This window comes from Pseudomonas brassicacearum, assembly GCF_918698105.1.
Taxonomy (GTDB): Bacteria; Pseudomonadota; Gammaproteobacteria; order Pseudomonadales; family Pseudomonadaceae; genus Aquipseudomonas; species Aquipseudomonas brassicacearum_F.
Genome location: NZ_CAKKMI010000017.1, coordinates 13,489 through 35,112 on the forward strand (window position 1 = coordinate 13,489; position 21,624 = coordinate 35,112).

The 21,624-nt window shown below is 62.6% G+C and carries 11 protein-coding genes; 3 read left to right on the forward strand and 8 right to left on the reverse strand.

What is annotated here, in order from left to right:
* Positions 1-154: 154 nt before the first annotated feature.
* Positions 155-1,633, reverse strand: coding sequence for a hypothetical protein (locus LQ215_RS09080; protein WP_230149038.1), 1,479 nt, complete (start codon positions 1,631-1,633; stop codon positions 155-157).
* Positions 1,634-1,815: 182 nt separating this feature from the next.
* On the opposite strand from LQ215_RS09080, the gene LQ215_RS09085 reads away from it, so the two are divergent.
* Positions 1,816-4,473, forward strand: a complete 2,658-nt coding sequence (locus LQ215_RS09085) for an excinuclease ABC subunit UvrA (RefSeq protein WP_230149040.1) — start codon at positions 1,816-1,818, stop codon at positions 4,471-4,473.
* Positions 4,474-4,682: 209 nt separating this feature from the next.
* Here LQ215_RS09085 and hemN read toward each other — a convergent pair whose 3' ends face one another.
* The 3 genes from hemN to LQ215_RS09100 form a co-directional block, all read right to left on the reverse strand.
* Positions 4,683-6,071 carry an oxygen-independent coproporphyrinogen III oxidase gene (gene hemN / locus LQ215_RS09090; RefSeq protein ID WP_230149042.1) on the reverse strand — a complete coding sequence of 463 codons (1,389 nt, stop codon included), beginning with the start codon at positions 6,069-6,071 and terminating at the stop codon, positions 4,683-4,685.
* Positions 6,068-7,441, reverse strand: coding sequence for a coproporphyrinogen III oxidase (locus LQ215_RS09095; RefSeq protein WP_230149044.1), 1,374 nt, complete (start codon positions 7,439-7,441; stop codon positions 6,068-6,070). The genes hemN and LQ215_RS09095 overlap by 4 nt, the downstream gene beginning before the upstream one ends.
* A gap of 95 nt (positions 7,442-7,536) precedes the next feature.
* The gene (locus LQ215_RS09100; protein WP_230149046.1) at positions 7,537-7,980 is read right to left on the reverse strand and encodes a CopD family copper resistance protein; all 444 of its coding nucleotides are present in this window, start codon (positions 7,978-7,980) and stop codon (positions 7,537-7,539) included.
* A gap of 407 nt (positions 7,981-8,387) precedes the next feature.
* Between LQ215_RS09100 and LQ215_RS09105 the strand changes: the two genes are divergently transcribed.
* Positions 8,388-14,000, forward strand: a complete 5,613-nt coding sequence (locus LQ215_RS09105) for a putative Ig domain-containing protein (protein ID WP_230149048.1) — start codon at positions 8,388-8,390, stop codon at positions 13,998-14,000.
* A 350-nt stretch (positions 14,001-14,350) separates the two neighbouring features.
* Here the strand turns inward: LQ215_RS09105 and LQ215_RS09110 are convergent, their stop codons facing one another.
* The 4 genes from LQ215_RS09110 to LQ215_RS09125 all read right to left on the reverse strand — a co-directional run bounded on the left by LQ215_RS09110 (position 14,351) and on the right by LQ215_RS09125 (position 20,497).
* Positions 14,351-15,700 carry a TolC family outer membrane protein gene (locus tag LQ215_RS09110; protein ID WP_230149049.1) on the reverse strand — a complete coding sequence of 450 codons (1,350 nt, stop codon included), beginning with the start codon at positions 15,698-15,700 and terminating at the stop codon, positions 14,351-14,353.
* Positions 15,701-15,702: 2 nt separating this feature from the next.
* Positions 15,703-17,073, reverse strand: a complete 1,371-nt coding sequence (locus tag LQ215_RS09115) for an HlyD family type I secretion periplasmic adaptor subunit (RefSeq protein ID WP_230149051.1) — start codon at positions 17,071-17,073, stop codon at positions 15,703-15,705.
* Positions 17,066-18,787 carry a type I secretion system permease/ATPase gene (locus LQ215_RS09120; protein WP_003201392.1) on the reverse strand — a complete coding sequence of 574 codons (1,722 nt, stop codon included), beginning with the start codon at positions 18,785-18,787 and terminating at the stop codon, positions 17,066-17,068. Before LQ215_RS09120 ends, LQ215_RS09115 begins: the two co-directional genes overlap by 8 nt.
* Positions 18,788-19,096: 309 nt before the next feature.
* Positions 19,097-20,497: an amino acid permease gene (locus LQ215_RS09125; RefSeq protein ID WP_230149053.1), complete on the reverse strand. Its 1,401-nt coding sequence runs from the start codon at positions 20,495-20,497 to the stop codon at positions 19,097-19,099.
* A 483-nt stretch (positions 20,498-20,980) separates the two neighbouring features.
* Here LQ215_RS09125 and LQ215_RS09130 point away from each other — a divergent pair, with 483 nt between their 5' ends.
* Positions 20,981-21,592 (forward strand): TetR/AcrR family transcriptional regulator, encoded by a 612-nt coding sequence (locus tag LQ215_RS09130; protein WP_230149055.1) that lies wholly within the window; start codon positions 20,981-20,983, stop codon positions 21,590-21,592.
* Positions 21,593-21,624: the final 32 nt, after the last annotated feature.

Sequence of the window (21,624 nt, forward strand, 5' to 3'; positions counted from 1 at the left end):
AAGGTGTTCCATATCAAGGTCGTGGATGTTGCTGGTGACGGCGACCGTGCGCATCGACCTTATTGGCACAGCGCCAAACCGCTCTTGTGGCGAGGGAGCTTGCTCCCTCGCCACAGGACCGTGCCCACTTTTGTGCCATGTTCACCGTTGGTACTCAGCGCAACCCATAGGAATAGATACGGCCGTCATTATTGTCGTACCAATTGCCATTGGCCCAGAACACCCGGTCCTGCGCCGATTGAAAGCCGAGAATGCCGAGGTAACCGTCAATGGCGAGGCGCTGCCAGGAGCGTCCCCAATCCTTGGAATAGAACACCCCATCGGCGGAGATGTTCGCGTCCGACCACCAGTAGAGCCAGCGCGGTGGATGGTGCTCGCTGGTGGTGTTGATCAGCAGGGTGTTCTGGCCCAGCCAGAGATTGTCGCCACGCACCTGGGTCTGCGCTGCCAGGGGTGCAAACACACTGGGCAGGTCACCCATGGTCTTCCAGGTCAGCGCGGCGGTGTCCAGTTCGGCGACAACATCTCGCCCGCGGTCACCTTGGTCAATCAGCCCAATCACCCGCCCGGCGTCGTTCTGTATCAGCTTGCTCACAAACAGGTTGTCGTCACGCTGTACGTCCACTACCTGCCATTGCCCGGCCTTGGCTTGCAACCGGGCCCGTGTCGTGACATTGATCGCGATATTGTCGCTGACGCCATCCGGATGGGCGCCCCAGAAGCGTTGGGACACCCAGATAAAGGCCGTCTGCGCATCCAGCTGCAGGACATTGGTCTGGATTTCCCCATGCTCATCTACATTCGTGCCCCAATCAGTGATGTCAGGGCGTTTGCCGTGGGCGTATTGGGCGGGCACCAGCAGCGACTCGGGCGCCATTATCGGCGCGCTGTTCGCCCCCCGATCAGCCGAGTAGAAGACGCCGGTGGAAACGGCAGTCGGCTTCTCTTCACCACTGTCTTCATCCACCGCGTCCGGCGTGCCTGCGGCCCAGACTTCATTCGAACCGTGGAAATAGGGAGCCAAGCTCCAGGCCAACGATTCGGCCTCGGGAAACCAGCCCTTGGTCAACCAGGTCCAGCGCTGGCCTTGATCATCGCTGCGAAAGACCACGGTCTGATCGGGCTCCTGGGTATTCGCCGTTTCAGGCCGACGAAGGCCCGTGAGCAGGAACACACTGGTGCCGTCGGGGCTGGCCACCAGACAAGCAGCGCCGCTGACATGTGCCACGAGCTGAAATTGCCCGTGGGCATCCAGGCGGGAAATGAAGGTGGTTTCCTTGTCACCATGAGAAAACAAACCGGCAAAGGCTCCAGACTCTTCCGCTTCATTGGGCTGCTTCGGCTGGCCATAGACCAGCGCATCCAGGTCCAACACGTCAACGGACGGGTCGAGCTCTCGGGCCTCCCTCTCCAGGCGCGCCACCAGCCAGGTTCCCTGTGGCGTCACCGTCACGCCCGTGCAATACGAGGCCATCGCCCGCAACTGGGTGTCCTTCACTTCACCGACTGTTTGCTCGTCAGGACTGTTGCCGCCCAACTCCAGCTTGGCGCTGGCAATCATCCAGATGTACCAGAGCGCGGCACCGGCCAGCAGCGCGACAAACAGTGTGGAGAACAACTTCGATCGAGGCATGAGGCGTCCGAATCCATGGGAAAAATCTGCAGAGCTTTTCTCATCTCTTGCGCCCGGAGTAAATTTTTATCGCACGCGAACGGTTGAACTCGGTCGCATAATTGTCGGCGCTGTGATCCAGTCCACTTTCCCATTGCCATAACGTCTCCAAGCGTTGCACCGACGTACAGAAGGAATGCCCGATGCCCCCACGCTCCGCCCCCGCTTCAACCGCAGACTTGCCGCAAGGCACCGGTTTCGTCCGGGTGCGTGGCGCCCGCGAACACAACCTCAAGAATGTCGACGTGGACATCCCCCGCGATGCCCTGGTGGTGTTTACCGGCGTGTCGGGCTCGGGCAAGTCGTCGCTGGCCTTCTCCACGCTCTACGCCGAAGCCCAGCGTCGTTATTTCGAGTCCGTTGCACCTTATGCACGTCGGCTGATCGACCAAGTGGGCGTGCCGGACGTGGACAGCATCGAGGGCCTGCCGCCGGCAGTTGCCTTGCAACAACAGCGCGGCACCCCCAGCGCACGTTCGTCGGTGGGCAGCGTCACCACCCTGTCGAGCCTGATTCGCATGCTCTACTCCCGCGCTGGCAGCTACCCGGCCGACCAGCCGATGCTCTATGCCGAAGACTTCTCGCCGAACACGCCACAGGGCGCCTGCCAGCAATGCCATGGCCTGGGCCGGGTCTATGAGGTGACCGAAGCGTCCATGGTGCCGGACCCGTCGCTGACCATCCGCGAGCGCGCCGTGGCCGCCTGGCCCATGGCTTGGCAGGGCCAGAACCTGCGGGACATCCTGGTGACCCTGGGCTATGACGTCGACATCCCCTGGCGCGACCTGCCGAAGAAGCAGCGGGACTGGATTCTCTTCACCGAAGAAACCCCCACCGTTCCCGTATACGCCGGGCTCACCCCGGCCCAGACCCGCGCCGCCCTCAAGCGCAAGCTCGAACCGAGCTACCAGGGCACGTTCAGCGGCGCTCGACGCTACCTGCTGCACACCTTCATGCACTCGCAAAGCGCGCAGATGCGCAAACGCGTGGCGCAATACATGCGCGCCAGCCCCTGCCCGGTGTGCGAGGGCAAGCGCCTCAAACGCCAGGCGTTGACCGTGACCTTTGCCGGCCTGGACATTGCCGAGCTGTCGCACCTGCCGTTGCTTGAGCTGGCCGACGTGCTCAAGGGCGTCCTGGCGCCTGATTACCTGGAACAGGCCGAAGCAACGGGAGACGTCCTCAGCCACCAGCAAACCCGAGAGGCCCGCGAGCAACGCGCCGCCAGGGGTGACAACCCCCACGCGGGTGGGCCCGACGCGCGCCACACCCCCAACCTCTCCCTGGAGAAACGCCTGGCCGCCCAACGCATCGCCGCCGAGCTGCTGGAACGGATCGTTACCTTGATCGACCTGGGCCTGGGCTACCTTGCCCTGGAACGCAGCACGCCGACGCTTTCGTCCGGCGAACTGCAACGCCTGCGCCTGGCGACACAACTCAATTCCCAGCTGTTCGGGGTGATCTACGTGCTGGACGAACCCTCCGCCGGCCTGCACCCGGCCGACAGCGAGGCGCTGTTTGGCGCCCTGCAACGCCTCAAGGCTGCGGGCAACTCGGTGTTTGTGGTCGAACACGACCTCGATACCATGCGCCGCGCCGACTGGCTCATCGACGTCGGCCCGGACGCTGGCGAACAAGGCGGGAAAGTCCTCTACAGCGGTCCGCCGGCAGGCCTTGGCCAAGTGCCGGAATCACGCACCCGCGCGTACCTCTTTGATGAGGAACACGTTGCGGTACGCAGCCCTCGGACACCCAGGGATTGGCTGCGCCTGGAAGGCATCACCCGCAACAACCTCGACAACCTGAGCGCGGCCTTCCCCTTGGGTTGCTTCACCGCTGTGACCGGCATCTCCGGCTCAGGCAAATCCAGCCTCGTCAGCCAGGCCCTGCTGGATCTGGTCGGCGCCCACCTGGGCCAGGCCAGCCCCAACGCCGAACCTGATGAGCAAAGCCTGGAAGACGAACCCGTGCAAACCAGCGCAGGGCGCGTCACCGCCGGACTCGACGCGGTCAAGCGGCTGGTGCAAGTGGACCAGAAACCCATCGGCCGCACCCCGCGCTCCAACCTCGCCACCTACACCGGGTTGTTCGATCACGTGCGCAAACTGTTCGCCGCGACAGACCAGGCGCAAGCATTGGGATTCGATGCCGGACGGTTTTCCTTCAACGTCGCCAAGGGCCGGTGCGAGACCTGCGAAGGTGAAGGTTTCGTCAGCGTGGAATTGTTGTTCATGCCCAGCGTGTACGCCCCCTGCCCCACCTGCCATGGCGCGCGCTACAACCCGCAGACGCTGGAGGTTCGCTGGCAAGGCCTGGACATTTCCCAGGTGCTGCAACTGACCGTGAACCAGGCACTCGAGGTGTTTGCCGAGCAAGCGGCGGCCAGGCGCTCATTGCAGGTGCTGCAGGATATCGGGTTGGGCTACCTGCGCCTGGGCCAACCGGCCACGGAACTGTCCGGCGGCGAAGCCCAGCGGATCAAGCTGGCGACGGAACTGCAGCGCAAGGCCCGGGGGGCGACGTTGTATGTGTTGGATGAGCCCACCAACGGGCTGCATCCCCAGGACGTGGACCGTTTGCTGGTGCAGTTGAATCGCCTGGTGGAGGAAGGTCATACGGTGGTGGTGGTGGAACATGACATGCGCGTTGTGGCGCAGAGTGACTGGGTCATCGACATCGGCCCAGGCGCGGGTTCCCAAGGTGGGAACGTCGTGGCCTGCGGGGCGCCGGAGGAAGTCGCGGCCTGCCGGGAAAGCCGGACGGCGGAGTTTCTGAAAAGGGCTTTGCAGCCCGGAAGATAAAGCCTGGCTCACCGCTCTTGTGGCGAGGGAGCTTGCTCCCGCTGGACCCTGTAGGAGCTGGCGAAGCCTGCGATCTTTTGATCTTGATCTTTCGCTTGGGACTCAATTGCCAGGGGAAAGATCGCAGCCTCGTTGCACTCGACAGCTCCTACACAGCTCCTGCAAGCGCAGCCCAGCGGGAGCAAGCTCCCTCGCCACAAGAGCGGTTATCAGACCGTACGCGAATACTGAACCGTCTGGTCCGCCCCCAGGTACGCGTCGAAAGCCATGGCCACGTTGCGCATCATCAGTTGCCCCTGGGGCAACAACACCAGCTCGTCGTCGCGAAGGTCCAGCAACCCATCGCGCACCAGCTCCTGGAGCCGGTCCAGGGCATCGGCGAAGTACTCGGTAAATCGAATGCCGTGGGCGCTCTCGATCTGGCCAAAATCGATGCGCCCATGACACATCAGTTCGCTGATGACCTCGCGCCGCAGCCGGTCATCGTCGCTCAGCCGATAGCCACGCTGCACCGCCAGCAAACCTTGATCCAACCGCGCGTAATACTGGGAAAGCTCCTTGACGTTCTGGTTGTAGCTGTCGCCCACCTTGCCGATCGACGACACCCCCAGGCCAATCAGGTCGCAATCAGCGTGGGTGGAATACCCCTGGAAATTGCGCTGCAGGCTGCCCTGGGCACGGGCGCGTACCAGTTCGTCATCCGGCAAGGCAAAGTGGTCCATGCCGATGTAGACGTAGCCAGCTTCAGTCAGGCGATTGATGGTCAGTTCCAGCAACTCCAACTTGCGCTCTGGCGGCGGCATGTCTTCGGGCCGGATCATCCGTTGCGCCCGCACCCGTTGCGGCAGGTGGGCGTAGCTGTAGGCTGCGATCCGGTCCGGACGCAGGGCGATGATCTTGCTCAAGGTGACATCGAAACTGGCGATGGTCTGCAACGGCAGGCCATAGATGAGATCGACGCTGACCGACTTGAAGCGCGCCAGGCGCGCGGCTTCCACCAGCTCGACGACCTGGGCTTCGCTTTGCACTCGATTGACGGCGATCTGCACCTGAGCATCGAAATCCTGGACGCCAAAGCTCAGGCGGTTGAACCCCAGCTGGCGCAAGCCTTGGATCTGTTGCGCGTCGATGGTCCGCGGATCGACCTCGATGGAAAACTCATGGGCGTCGCTGTCGTCCATGTCGAACGACTGGTGCAGGCAGTCCATCAGGTCGGCCAGCTGCTCATGGGTCAGGTAAGTCGGCGTGCCCCCGCCCAGGTGCAGTTGAGTCAGTTTGCGCGAGCGATCGAACAAGGTCGCCTGCAGGGCTATTTCGCGCTTGAGATAGGTCAGGTACTCGACGGCGCGATGGGTCTTGCGCGTGATGATCTTGTTGCACGCGCAGTAATAGCAAAGGCTCTGGCAGAACGGGATATGGATGTACACCGACAGCGACTTGGGCAGCGGCGCCTGGTTGCTGCGTTGGGCAGCCTGCTGGTATTCGTCCATGGCAAAGGCCTGGTGGAACTGCGGCGCCGTTGGATAAGAGGTGTAGCGCGGCCCCGGGCGGTCATATTTCTCCACCAGGGCACGATTGAAACCGGATGCAGCATTCATGATGGGTTCAACTTTTCAAAAGGGTGTGGGCCTGCGTCATCCAGTCCTGGGTCGAACAGATTGCAGATCGCATCGACGTTCAAGCGCCCGGCGGGCAGGATGCCGATAAACCGGCTCGACAGTTCGATCAATCCCTGGTCATGCAACGCTTCCAGCGACGGCCAGACAGAGGCGAAATGCTCGCGAAACACCAGGCCGAAGCGTGCCTCGATGGCCGGGATATCCAGCTCCAGGTCACAGGAAAGCTGCTCGGTCACGCAGGCCTTGACCTGATCCTGCGCTTCACAGCGCCAGCCGCGATAGACCGGCAACTGCCCGGCGTCCAGCTGTTGGCAATATTGATGCAGGTCGTCGGTGTTCTGTACGTACAGATGCTCGATCTGCGTGATGGCCGACAACCCGAAGCCCACGTGATCACAGCAACCGTGACGGGTAAAACCCTGGCAATTGCGATGCAGGCGTCCGTGCTCCTGGGCCACCGCTAGGTCATCGTCGGCCCTGACGAACTGGCCCAGGCCGATGTAGTGATAACCGGCGCCAATCAGTTGCTCGCAGCAGATCCGCCGCATGGCGTCCTTGTCGGCCGGGCTGCAAAAGTCGCCGGCCACTCCGGCGTTCTTCGAGCGGTAACGATAAGGCGCGCGGGCATAGTCAAAAACGTGCAGGCGGTCCGGTTCCAGTTCGATCAGCGTCGCCAGTTTCAGGGCGAAACTGCTCGGCGTCTGCCAGGCGTGGCCGTAGCCCAGGTCAATGTTGATGGAGCGAAAACCAAACGTGCGCGCTGCATCGATCAACGAATGGATCGGTGCCGGATTCTGGTAGCAATCGACCGACAGGTCGCTGTCGACGCCAATGTCGGGGACCCCGATGCTGACATGGGTGAAACCCTGGTCACGAATCAGGCCCATGGTCGACCAGTCGGTGTGGTGCAGGTCCACCTCGATGCTGTGGTCGCCGCCGTCGTATTCATTGAAGTCGAAGCGCTTGCGCAGGTCACTCATCAGCTTCTGCAGATGAGCGATCACCGGTGTGCCCCCGGTCAGGCAGAACTGCTCGACGCGCCGCCCTGTGCCCAGGTGGCAACCGACCAAGCCCATCTCATACGTCAGGCGTTGCAGATAACCCTCGATCTCACCGCAGCGGCAGTCACTGGCCAGGGTCGAACACGACGCCAGCCGCAAGCGCGAAGGCAGGTGCACTGCCAGGGACAGGGGCCGTCGTTTTTGACGGCTGCTGCGCAACCCTCGAAGCAGGTCGAGCGAGCCGATGCCTGTGTGGAATCTACGTGTACCGACCGGACAATCGAAATCAGCCACCACAGGCGCACGACCCGAAGGTCGCTCACCGAGGCTATGGAACGGGTCGAACATGACAATCTCCGAGTGGCTGTGCGGAAGCAGTTTGCGGGGTAACCCGCCGGGGCACCTTGACCTGTATCAAGCGCCTTGGAACCACGCGCCAGCGCTTACCAGGTGACGTAGAACATGGCCTTGGCCAGCAGCACGATCGCGACCATATGCAGGAACACGCTGGTATGGATGATCTGCACATAGCGGGCGTTCATGCGCCCGCTACGGAACAGCCACATGGCCCAGAGAAAATGCCCCAGCACACTGCCCGCCAACAGGATCTTCAACCCCAGCAGCAAACCGAAGGATGACTGCAACGGTGAGGAGAGCACCGGCCAATAGCGCAGCCAGACCATGCCAATGCCCGCACCGAACAGCACCAGCAGCACCCACGGCATCAACTGCCGGGCGCGTTGGCTGATGCCTTGCTCCAGCAGCACCATGACCTTGGTGGGCAGTTGCTTGCGGATGCTCTCCAGGAACAGGACTTCGAAGAAAACCGTGCCGATGAAAACCAGAGCGGCAAACAGGTGCAAGGTCAGAAACAGCGGATAAATCATGAGCTTCCTCGGTCGCCCTCTTCAGCGGGGCGATGGTTTATTCGAGGTTATCGCGCCGTCCCGAAAGTGAGGTTGATGCCAATCAAGGAAACCGCCTGTCCGCCCCAACACCGAACCCCTGTGGGAGCGAGCTTGCTCGCGATAGCGGTGTGTCAGTCCATATCGATGCAACTGATCCGACGCCATCGCGAGCAAGCTCGCTCCCACAGGGAGTGTCGTCGGCCTTAAGCGTCAACGAAACGTTATTTCCGCCCATCTCCACACAACCGCTGATCAGTTAGTCCGGCTTTTTGACACTTTCCCCGATATTCGGTCACAACTTTTGCGCTCCGTTGGGTCATAACACGAAGGCCGTCGATGGAATGTTGACGTCTACTTAGGTTTAAGCCTGATACGGAGATAAGCTCATGATTTTCAACGTACAAAATTTTGGCGCCAAAGGAGATGGCATCACGGACGACACGGCAGCCATTCAGAGTGCGATTGATGCGGCGGCCGCGGCCGGCGGTGGGCAGGTGTACATGCCGACCGGCACGTACATCGTGTCGGGGGGAGAGGAACCTTCCGATGGCTGCCTGATGCTCAAGAGCAATGTCTACCTGTACGGCGACGGCATGGGCGAGACCACGGTCCAGCTGGCCGATGGCTCCGACACCAAGATCACCGGGATCATCCGCTCGGCCTATGGCGAGGAAACCCACGACTTCGGCGTCAGCAACCTCACCATCGACGGCAACCGCGACAGCACCACCGGCAAGGTCGACGGCTGGTTCAACGGCTACATTCCCGGCGAAGAAGGCTACGACTCCAACGTCACCCTCGACAGCGTCGAGATCAAGGATTGCTCCGGGTACGGTTTCGACCCCCACGAGCAAACCGTCAACATGGTCATCAAGAACAGCGTGTCCCACGGCAACGGCCTGGACGGCTTCGTCGCCGACTTCCTCAGCGACAGCACCTTCGAAAACAACGTCGCCTATAACAACGACCGCCATGGTTTCAACGTCGTCACCAGCACCCACGATTTCACCATGACCAATAACGTCGCCTACGACAACGGCGGCAATGGCATCGTGGTCCAGCGCGGCAGCGAGGACATCCCCTCCCCCAGCAACATCACCATCACCGGCGGCGAGGTGTATGGCAACGGCGCCGAAGGCGTGCTGGTCAAGCTCTCCAGCGAAGTGACCGTCACCGGCGTCGACATCCACGACAACACCAGCGCCGGGATCCGCATCTACGGCAGCAACCACGTCGATGTCATCGACAACACCCTCAACAACAACGCCCTGGGCAGTGCCGTACCGGAAATCATCATCCAGTCCTATGACGACACCCTGGGCGTGTCCGGCAAGTACTTCAACGGCAGCGACAACCTCATCCAGGGCAACATTATCAGCGGCAGCGACCTGTCGACCTATGGCGTGGCGGAGCGCAACGAAGACGGCACCGACCGCAATGCGATCATCGCCAACACCATCAGCCACACGAGCAAGGGCGCCACGCTGGTCTATGGCGACGGCAGCTACGTCAGCGCCACAGTGCCCATGACCACCGTGCAGGGCACGGCGGGTAACGACATCCTTACGGGCACCAGCGCCAGCGAGCTTTTCTATGGCGCGGCGGGCAACGACACCATCAACGCCGGGGCCGGAAGCGACATCCTGGTCGGTGGCGCGGGCGTCGACAAACTCACCGGTGGCACCGGCGCCGATACGTTCCGCTTCGTCGCCCAGTCGGACAGTTACCGCAACGCGACCACCAGTTTCGATGACACCATCACCGACTTCGACGTCACCCAGGACAAGATCGACCTCGCCGGCCTCGGTTTCACCGGCCTGGGCAATGGCCGTGGCGGCACCCTGCAGGTCAGCTACAGCGCCAGCAACAACCGCACCTACATCAAGGATTTCGACGCCGATGCCAGCGGCAATCGCTTCGAGCTGATCCTCACGGGCAACCTTGCCAGCACCCTGACCGCCAGCAACTTCATCTTCAACCGGGTGATCACCGGCACCAGCGGCAGCGACTCACTGCTGGGGAGCGATGCGGCCGACACCCTGCTCGGCCTGGCGGGCAACGACAGCCTCAGTGGCGGCGCCGGCGACGACAAACTCGACGGCGGTGCCGGCATGGACACCCTCACCGGTGGCGCCGGGGCGGACACCTTCGTGTTCGCCAATCGCCTGGACAGCTACCGCAACTACAACACCGGCGGCGCCAACCTCGGCGACCTGATCACCGACTTCAACATCAGCGCCGACAAGATCGACCTCTCGGCCATGGGCTTCACCGGCCTGGGGGACGGCAAGAACAACACCGTGTATCTGGTGCTCAACAGTGCCGGCACCAAGACCTACATCAAATCCCTGGAGGCCGACGCCAATGGCAACCGCTTCGAAGTAGCGCTGGACGGCAATTACCTCAACACCCTGACCAGCGCCAACTTCGTCTTCGCCACCACCTCGCCGACCAACCAGGCGCCCGTGGTGGCGACGCCGCTGCTGGACCAGAACGCCACCGAAAACACCCCATTCAGCTACGTGGTGCCGGCCACCAGCTTCACCGATCCGGACAACGACAGCCTGAGCTACACCGCCAAACTCGCCAACGGCAGCGCCCTGCCCAGCTGGCTGGTCTTCGATGCCGCCACCCGCACCTTCAGCGGCACGCCCCCCGACACCGCGTCGGGCACCTACGCCATCCAGGTCACCGCGAGCGACGGCAGCAACGCCACCGTCAGCGACAGCTTTACCCTCGCCGTGCAGGACGTCCCCACCGCCATTGTGATCAATGGCACGCCGAACAACGACACGCTGACCGGCACCGCAGCCAATGAGCAATTGTTCGGAGGCGCGGGCAACGACACCCTCAACGGCGGCGCCGGCAACGACATCCTGGTCGGTGGCACCGGCGTCGACAAGCTCACCGGCGGCACCGGTGCCGATGTGTTCCGCTACACCTCGAAACTCGACAGCTACCGCACCAGCTCCACCAGCGTCAGTGACCAGATCCTCGATTTCGACCTGACGGCGGACAAGATCGATGTGGCGGCGCTTGGCTATACCGGCCTGGGTAACGGGCTCAACGGCACCCTGCAGGTCACTTACAGTTCGTCGACCAACCGCACCTACCTCAAGGACCTGACGGTCGACGCCAACGGCAACCGGTTCGAGGTCTCGCTGGCGGGCAACTTCGTCAGCAGCCTGACAGCCAATCACTTCGTCTTCGCCGACCAGACCAACCCCACCAACGTGGCGCCGGTCGTGGCCACCCCACTGCTGGACCAGAACGCCAGTGAAAGCACGCCGTTCAGCTATACCGTGGCGAGCAACAGCTTCACCGACGCCAACCAGGATGTGCTGACCTACACCGCGACCCTCGCCAACGGCAATGCCCTGCCCGCCTGGCTGAGTTTCAATGCCACCAGCCTGACCTTCAGCGGCACGCCGACCAGCACCGCGGCAGGCAACTACGACGTGCTGGTCAAGGCCACCGACCCCTCGGGCGCTTCGGTCAGCGACAACTTCAGCCTGGTGGTGGCCGATGCGCCGGCCAACACCATCACCGGCACCAACAACGCCGAGACCCTCAATGGCACGACAGGCGCGGACCTGATCCTTGGCCTGGGCGGCAACGACACGATCAAGGCCGGCACCGGCGCGGACATCGTCGACGGCGGTGCCGGACGGGACTCGTTGTACGGCGGTGACGGTGCCGACACGTTCCGCTACAGCAACCTGTCCGACAGCTACCGTGACTACGACACCGGCGGCGTCACGGCCACCGACACGATTTATGACTTCACCGTCGGCGTCGACAAAATCGATGTCTCGGGGCTGGGCTTCCTCGGTCTCGGCGATGGCAGCAACGGCACGCTGTACATGACCCTGAACGCGGCTGGCGACAAGACCTACGTCAAGTCCGCCGAAGCCGACGCCGATGGCAATCGCTTCGAGATCGCCCTCAACGGCAACTACCTCAACACCCTTACCGCCAATGACTTCGTCTTCGGCGAGCGCGCCCAGCAGGACATTCTGTACCTGCCGACCCTCGGCCAATCCAATGCGCGCCTGCTGCGCATGACCGAGGATGACAACCAGTCCGGCACCTCGATGCTGGTCAACGACCTGGACCGCTACACCACCTACGACGTGCGCAGCCAGTTCACCGATGCCGACGGCAATGGCATCGACATCGCGGTGGGCGGTAGCACGGTCAACGGCCTGTCCACCCTCAGCGCCGAGGAACTCCAGTTGTGCTGGTGGCTGACCGACACCAACCAACCGGGGCCGGCACTGCTGCGGGCGGTGACATTGCTGCGCGACCAGCGCACCGAACTGCAAGCGATTGATAACGTCACCATGGGCATCATCTGGGGCCAGGGCGAGGAAGCCGCCCAGGAAATCGCCCGCGCCACCGACAAGGCAGCGGCGGCTGCGGCGTACAAGGCCGCGACTTTGAAGGTGTTCGATTACTTGCATGCCCAGTTCGGCAATTTCAGCGTCTACTTGATGGAAACCGGTCATTACTCGGAGGACGCGGCCCGGGCCCGGGGTTATTCGGAAGAGAAGATCGCTTCCATCGTCGAGGGCGTCGGTTATGTGCGCGCCGCCCAGGAAGCCATCGCCGCCGAGCGCGCCGACGTCAAGCTGGCGGTGGACTACACCGACCTGCCCTTGCGCTACGAAGTCGACCCGCTGGTGTACCCCGATGACGTCTGGCACCTGCACGAGGAATCGGCGGAAATCGTCGGCCAACGCCTGGCGGACTACATTGCCGATGACCTGGGCTTCCAGGGCAACCCCAACGACAACAACAGCGTGCAGGACATTTTCGACAACGCCCAGAACCAGGGCGGGATGATCTCCGGTACTGACCAGGACGACACCCTGGTGGGCAGTTCGGGCAACGACACGCTGAACGGCGACCTCGGCGCCGACACCCTCACCGGTGGCGACGGCAACGACATCTACGTGGTCGACAATGCCTTCGACAGCGTGGTGGAAACCAACACCTCGCTCTCGCAGATCGACACAGTGCAAGCCTCGGTCACTTGGACCCTGGGCGCCAACCTGGAAAACCTGGTGCTCACCGGTGTGTCGGACATCGACGGCACCGGCAATGAACGGCGCAATTTCATCACCGGCAATGCCGCCAATAACGTGCTGGACGGCGCCGCAGGGGCCGACAGCATGAGCGGTGGCGACGGCAACGACAGCTACTTTGTCGACAACGCCGACGACAGCGTGATCGAGACCAACAGCAATACCGTGACCGGCGGGATCGACAGCGTGCACAGCAGCCTGGCGGCCTATACCTTGGGCAACAACGTCGAGAACCTGTATGTCGATAGCACCGGCGCCGCCAATGGCACCGGCAACGCGCTGGACAATACGCTGTTCGCCGGCGCGGGCAACAATGTGCTGGATGGGCGCGATGGCATTGATACGGCGAGCTTCGAGCGCGCGCTGTCCAGCGTGACCGTCAACCTCTCGACGTCGGCGCAACAGAACACCGTGGGGTCCGGGCTGGACACCTTGAAGTTCATCGAGAACCTGAAGGGAAGCGCCTACGCCGACACGCTGTCGGGCAACAGTGCGGCGAACGTCCTCGACGGAGGGGCCGGCAACGATACGCTGGTGGGCGGTTCGGGCGATGACCGGTTGATCGGCGGCGCAGGCACCGACAACCTTACCGGTGGCACCGGCGCGGACACCTACGTGTTTGGTGCGCTGTCGGACATGGGCGTCGGGGCCCTGCGCGATGTGATCAACGGTTTCAAGAGCGCGGAGTTCGACAAGTTGGACCTCACCAGCCTGGACGCCAACCCGCTGACCGCCACAGTCGATGCCTTCACGTTCATTGGCAGCAATGCCTTCGACCCCACCAACGCCACCGGCCAGCTGCGCTTCGTCGATGGCATCCTCTCCGGCAGCACCAACGCCGACGCCACCCCCGAGTTCGAATTCGAACTGGTCGGCGTCAAGGAGCTGCACGCCAGCGACTTCACCGCCTGAATCAAGCCCCCCACAGGGGGCTTGCTGTGCCAGAAAAACCCAGGTCAGCCGTAGATCAAAAATGTGGGAGCGAGCTTGCTCGCGAAGGCGCCGGCACATCTAGCATGGACTCAAGCTGACCCACCGCTATCGCGAGCAAGCTCGCTCCCACAGGGGGGCATGTTGTGCTTGAAGGCAAGCACTGGGCCTGGACCGTTTTTGTGGCGAGGGAGCTTGCTCCCGCTCGGCTGCGCAGCAGTCGTGAATCGGTGGACTCGGTCTGCCTGATACCACTCATTGTCTGGGCTTGGGGCTGCTTCGCAGCCCAGCGGGAGCAAGCTCCCTCGCCACAGGGACAAACCCTGGATTGTCTAGAACAAACTCTGCACCTGCTCCAGCACCGTGCGGTTCATCTGGCCGGTGTGGGTGTGCAGGCTTACATAGCTTTGCAGCATGTCGAGCTTGGTGTTGAGCAGGTCTCGGCGGGCCTGGAACAGCCGCTGCTGCGCGTCAAGAATATCCACCGTGGAACGCACGCCGCCCTGGAAGCCTTTTTCCGTCGAGGTCAGTGCTCGCTGATTGGACTCCACCGCCCGTTGCATCGCCTTGCTCTTGGCAAACCCGGCCACGACGCCCAGGTAATCGGCCTCGATATCCTCGGCCAGTTGCTGGCGTTGCACGTCGTAGTCGGACTGGGCGCCGGCCAGTTGCGCTTCGGCCTTGGCCACCGACGCCCGTACCGCCCCGCCGCGATACAACGGAATGTCCAGTTGCACGCCCACGTAGTAAGTGTCCTGGCGCGGGTCGAGTTCCTGGTATTGACGGGTTTCCCGGCGGGTCAACTGGGTGGTCAGCGACAAGGTTGGATAATGCCCGGCGCGCTGGCTGTCGGCCTGGGCCTCGGCCACTTTCACCGCCGCCAGCCGGGCGGCCAGCTCGGGGCTGGCTTCACGGGCAATCGCCGTCCAGTACGGCAAGTCCTGCTCCGGCGGGATCGGGCTACCGGCGGCCAATTCTTCGCGCATCGGCTGGATGTCGTCGATGGGCACGCTGGCACGCCCGGACAAGGCCCGCAACGCCGCCACGCGGCGCGCCTGGGCTTCAGCCTCCTGGGCTTGGACCAGATCGAGTCGCGCCTGGGCTTCGTCGATATCGGTGATCGCGCCTTGGCCGCCCTCATAAAGCTTTTTACTTTGAACGACCAAGCCTTGGATGGCGCTCTTCTGCTGGACGATCAACTTGATCTCGTTCTCGGCCCGGGCGACGTCGAAATACCCCTTCGCCACCCGGTCATACAGGGTCTGGCCAGCCACATCGAACACCTGGGTGCCCAGTTGACCGCGCGCCTTGCCCTCCTGATACGCCGCCCAGCGTGCCTTGTCATAGAGCGGCTGTTGCGCCGCCAGGGTCACGTTATTCGCCTGGTAATCATTGCTGTTGACGTAGGTGTTGTCGTCACCGCCGTCGGTCCGCCCGCCGTAGCCGTAGCGCGAGGTCAGCGACACTTGCGGGTAAAGACCGCCACGCCCGATGTCCTCTTCATGCCGCGAAGCTTCAAAGGCGTGGGCAGCCGACTGCACGGTCGGATCGTTGAGGCGCGAGGCATCATAAGCGGCGGTCAGGCTCAGGCCACCCTCGGCGGCCCGCGCCGGATTGAGCACCGCCCACCCCGCACACAGGCTCAGCAATACACACAAACGGTAGCGGCAACGGTCGACCACGCTCATTCCTCCTTGAAGGCTGCAAGCAAGCGTTCACGCAAAGGCTTCATCAGGTAATTCATCAAGGTGCGCTCGCCCGTCACCACCGTGACGTCGGCGAGCATCCCCGGGCGCACCAGCAGGCCGGCGCTCTGCAACGCAACCACGGTGTCGGCGGGAATCTCGACCTTGGCGGAGAAGTACGGTTGATGTGTCTGCTCATTGATCAACTGGTCCGCCGACACCGTCGTCACCGTGCCGGTGACCGTCGGCGTATCCACCCGTTGCAGCGCGGTGAAATGCACATGCACCGGTAGGCCCGGGCGCAGTTTGTTGGCCATCAGCGGCTCGAAACGCGCGGTGATCGCCATCGGCGCATCCAGCGGCACCACTTGCATCAGGGTCTGGCCGGCCTGCGCCACGCCGCCGACGGTATGAATGCTCACGTCCATGACCTGCCCGGCCACCGGCGCACGGATCGCACCGTTGTCGACTTCGAACTGCAAGGCGCGAATCTGATCGGCATAACCAGCGGCCTCAGCCGAGACTTCGCTGAGCTGGGTTTCGGCATCGCGGCGGAACTCCTGCTGCGCCTGCAAGGCCTTGAGCCGGCTTTCATTGATCGCCTGGCGAGTCCGGCCGACATCGCCCACACCCGAGGCGATCTGCCCCGCCAACTGAGCCGCGTTGCGCTCGGCCTCGAAGAGCTTGTTGCGCGGGACGTAACCTTCCCGGGCCAAATCGCGCAGGCCTTCGAGCTCCTGCTGCTGGAAACGCATCTGCGCATCGTAGTTGCGCTTGACGCCTTCGTAGCCAAGCAATTGCTGCTGCAAGGCCGCAGCTTCGTGCTCGATGATCTGCAAACGGCTGCCCAGCTCGGCGCGGCGGGTGACGAACAGCTGGCTCTGCAAGGCCATGGCCGCCTTGACTCGCGGTTCGTCAGCGTGCGCCAGCAGTTCCGCGGGCCATTGGATCTCGGCACTGCCCAGGCGCTCGGCAATCAAGCGCGCCTCGATGCTGCGATCATTGAGCAGCTTGCCCAGGGTCACGTCCAGTTGCGACTGCGCCTGCACCGTATTGAGCTGCACGAGCAATTGCCCTTGGGTGACGCGGTCGCCATCGCTGACCAGCAGTTTTTCCACCACCCCACCGACCAGCGACTGCACGGCCTTGCGCTCCCCCGCCACCACCACGGTGCCGCTGCCTACCACCCCCTGGTCGAGCGGCGCCAGGCAAGCCCAGAGCAGGAAACCACCCAGCGTCAGGACCAGGAATCCCACGCCATAACGCGCCGCGCTCCCGGCGTCGGTACTGGCGCTGGGCAGTGTCGTGGTGCTGCGCACGCTCAGCCCCTGTTCGCTATACGCTTGTGCCCCTGGCGCCAGATCACGCATCGCCGCCCGCCTCCCTGACCGCGGCCGGTCGCGGCCCCGGCATCAATGCCTTGAGCACCCGGTCCCGTGGGCCAAACGCCTGTTGAGTACCGTCCTTGAGCACCAGGATGTGATCGACCACCGCTAACACACTGGGCCGGTGAGTGATCAACACCACGGTGCTGCCGGCCGCCTTGAGTGCGCTGATGGCCTGCACCAGCGCCAGCTCACCGGCGTCATCGAGATTGGAGTTGGGTTCATCGAGCACGATCAGCGATGGCCGCCCGTAGAGCGCGCGAGCCAGGCCCAGGCGTTGTTTTTGCCCACCGGACAAGCCAAGCCCTCCGGGGCCCAACGGCGTGTCGTAGCCCTTGGGAAAGCGCAAGATCATTTCGTGAATGCCGGCATGACGCCCGGCGGCGATGATCTTGTCGGCGTCCTGTTCACCGAAGCGGGCGATGTTGTCGGCGACGGTGCCATCGAACAACTCAATGTCCTGTGGCAAGTATCCAAGGTAGGGACCCAAGGCGTCGTGGGACCACTGGCTGATCTCGGCATCGTCCAGGCGCACCGACCCGCCCATGGCCGGCCAGACCCCGACCAGCGCGCGCGCCAGTGTCGATTTACCGCTGGCGCTGGGCCCGACCACCGCGAGCACATCGCCCTTGGCGAGGCTGAAATTGATCCCGCGCAGGATCGGCTGTGAAGCCCCCGGCGGACCGACATACAACTGTTCCAGGCGCACCGCGCCGGTGGGCGGTGGCAATGGCATGCGCAGGCGCTCGCGGGGATGCTGGGCCAGGAGTTGGCTCAGGCGCTGGTAGCTCTGGCGTCCGGCGTTGAATTGCTTCCATGAGCCGATGGCGATTTCCACGGGCGCCAGGGCGCGCCCCAGCAACAGCGACATCGCAATCATCATGCCCGCTGACAATTGGCCTTCAAGCACCAGCAAAGCGCCCAAGCCCAAGGCCAGGGATTGCCCGGAGATACGCACGAAACGGGTCGTCGAGGTGATACGCGCGCTGCGGTCGCTGGCATGGGCCTGGGCGGCAATGATCCGTTGCTGCAACAGGCTCCAGCGCTGACGCAGCGGCCCGAGCATACCCAGGGCCTGGATGACTTCGGCATTGTGCAGCGTGCTGTTCACATAGATCGACGACTGCACCCCCAGTCGATTGGCCTCCCCCAGGCGTGCTCGCGTCGCCAGCTCTCCCCACAGCGCCAGGCCGATCAGCACCAAGGCCAACACCAACGTCAGCACGCCGAACCAGGGGTGAAAGATGAACGCCACCAGCAGGAAGATCGGCAGCCAGGGTGCATCGAGCAAGGCGATCAGGCCCTGCCCGGTAATCAACTGGCGCAGCGTCGCCAGGTCGGTGAGCACTTGCGCCGGGTTGGCGTTGTGCTCGCGCAGGCTGCGGGCGAAGGCGGCGTCGAAGATCCGCTCGCCCAAGGCTTCGTCCAGCCCCGCGCTCATGCGAATCATCACCTCGCCACGGACCCACTCGATCAGGGCACTGAACATGAACAGTCCCAGGGCCATCAAGGTGAGCATGAACAAGGTGGTTTCGTTGCGGCTGGTCAGGACTCGGTCGTAGACCTGCATCATGTAGAGCGAAGGTACCAGCACCAACAGATTGATCACGCCACTGAACAATGCCAGGGCCCAGAACACCCGGCGGTAGCTCAATAAGGCGGCATCAATGTCATGACGCGGATCGAGTAGAAACCCCATGGGAAAATCGCCTGCAAGAGAAATTGTCGGTCTAGGACGCAATCCTTCGCGAGGCTTTTTTCCCCCGAGCATGCTCAAGAAAAAACTGTCCAGCTGATGTGCCGATACCAGGGACGATCCTCATCCCTACAGACGCCAATTACTGACAACGCGGCCGCGGGTTAGTGCCGGTTCGCAAGGCTGGGTTTGCAAGTGGGTGACAGGCGGAAGGGCCGCGCTTCAAGACGGAGGTTTTTGCGTCCTGAATGGGCTTGAAAGACGGTTTTGTTGACGCCAGTAACGTGACGTCAACAGGGCAAAAATGACAGGCTAGCCGAGGGACGCGACGCTCTCAGGCCGGGGCGAATGCCGCGACGTCACCAGGCCGATAAAGGAAATGACCAGCGCCAGGCCCAGGGTAGTACTGACCTCGCTGCGGTGCTCGGGCGTGACCATCATGACCGCCAGCGCAGCCGAGATGAACACGATGACCAACCAGGTCAGCCAGGGGAACAGCCACATGCGAAAAGTCAGCTCGACATTCTGGCGAAGCAACATCCGGCGCATGCGCAGTTGCGAAATGGCGATCACCAGATACACCAGCAAGGCGATGGCGCCGGAGCTGGCGAGCAGGAACTGAAACAGGCCGGCGGGCATGAAGTAGCTGAACAAGGTGACGCCCGCGCCCAGCACGGTACTGGCAATCACCGCGGACCTTGGGACACCGGCCGAAGACGTCACCTTCAAGGCCTTTGGCGCATCGCCGCGACGCCCTAGCGAGTACAACATCCGCGAGGCGATGTAGATCGAGGAGTTCATGCAGCTGGCCACCGCGATCAGCACCACCACATCCACCATGAATTTGGCGTAGGGAATGTTCATCAGCTCCAGCGCTCGCTGGTAGGAGCCCACTGAAGCCAGGAGTGGATCGTTCCAAGGCACCACGGAAATGACCACGAAAATCGACAACAAATAGAACACACCAATGCGCCAGATCACCGAGCGGGTGGCCTTGGCAATGTTCTGCGCAGGATTGTTGGATTCAGCGGCCGCGATCGTCACCGCCTCCGTACCGATGAAGCTGAACATGATGGTGATGAACGCGCCTACCACCGCCGACAGGCCATTGGGTGCGAACCCACCATGCTCCTCCATCAATCGACTCAGGCCACTGGCTTCACGCTCGGGAATCCAGCCCATCAGCACCGCGAAACCCAGGGAGATGAAGCCGATAATCGCCACGACCTTGGCCATGGCGAACCAGAATTCGAACTCGCCATATTTGGCCACGCCGAAAAGATTCGTCACGGCCAGCAGAACGATCGACACCGAGGCGAACAGCCAGGCGTCAATGGCGGGAAACCACTGGTTCAACACATGGCCGGCGGCCAACGCTTCGATGGGAATTACCAACACCCAGAACCACCAGTAGAGCCAACCGATGGTGAAACCTGCCCAGCGTCCGATGGCCTGGTCGGCATAGGTAGAGAAAGAGCCAGTGTCCGGATTGGCAACCGCCATTTCCCCCAGCATGCGCATGACCAGGACCACCAACAGCCCGGAAAACAAATAGGCCAACATGACCGCCGGGCCGGCGGCGGCAATGGCATGGCCCGATCCCACGAACAGACCCGCACCGATGATTCCGGCAATGGACAGCATGGTGACGTGACGAGGCTTGAAGCCCTGTGCCAGATGGCCGTTCGAGTCCTTGAAGCTGGGGCTGGTCATTTTCTTATTCTCTTGTGATCGAACATTGAGGCGTGCTGAGGGACGGTCGGTGCTTGTGGTTTCATCCCCTCCTGAAGACGGTTCCCGTCGCGAACGTGTGCATGGCCGTTGAAAAGTCGCGCCACGTTACCTGTCTTCCCTCCCAAGTTAGTTACCTGAACGCGCCATCCCCGTGCCTGATTTCGCCAACCAGGGCATGGCATTTTGCCTCCTGCCAAGTGTCTGGACCGCGGCATTCAGCCTTGTCCTTGAGGGGGAGCCATGAAATAAGCCCTTTAAAAACTTTACTGGGTTAAGTATTTTGCATACCTATACCCGGCCTGTTGTTAACCAGGAACCCTGTGGGAGCGAGCTTGCTCGCGATGGCGGTATTTCAGTCGACTTCAATGCGGCTGATCCAACGCTATCGCGAGCAAGCTCGCTCCCACAGGGTTGGTGCGCCAAGGCCTTTAACCGCTGCTTTCTTTCCAACAAGGACCTCCCGTGAGCGGACTGCGTGAACGTCAAAAAGCCGAACGCCGCCAAGCCATCAGCAAGGCGGCGATCGAACTGTTCGAGCGCCAAGGTTTCCAGAACACCACCATCGAACAGATCGCCAGCCAGGCCGGCGTATCGGCGCCTACTGTCTTCAAGTATTTCGGCAACAAGCAGGAGATCATCCTGGAGATCCTGCACGACGCCGACCAGCGCGCACTCACGGACACCCGCAGCCAGATGCCTGAAATCGACGACCCGGTCGAAGCGCTGTGCTATCTGGAGCGGCTGCTGACCGGTTACGCACTGGAGGTCATGCACCCGAGCCTGTGGCGCGAGTTGCTGCCGCTGATCCTGTTTGGCGGCGACAACGGGCTGCCCGAGGGGTATCGCGCCATGAACGATGCGCTCAGGGCCGAAATCAGTGGGCTGATCAGGGAATTGCAACAAGCTGGCAAGTTGCGCGCCGACCTCGATGTCGAGTTGGCCGCGTTCCTGTTGAACGACTATTCGCACTTGCAGCTGTTCAGGTTGGTCAACCAGGAACAACCGGACATCGAGGCCCACTCCGCCCAGGTCCGGCGCATTACCGAATTGCTCTTCCTGGGCATGCGCGCCTGAGCGAACACCCCACCGATACGGACCCGGCGCCG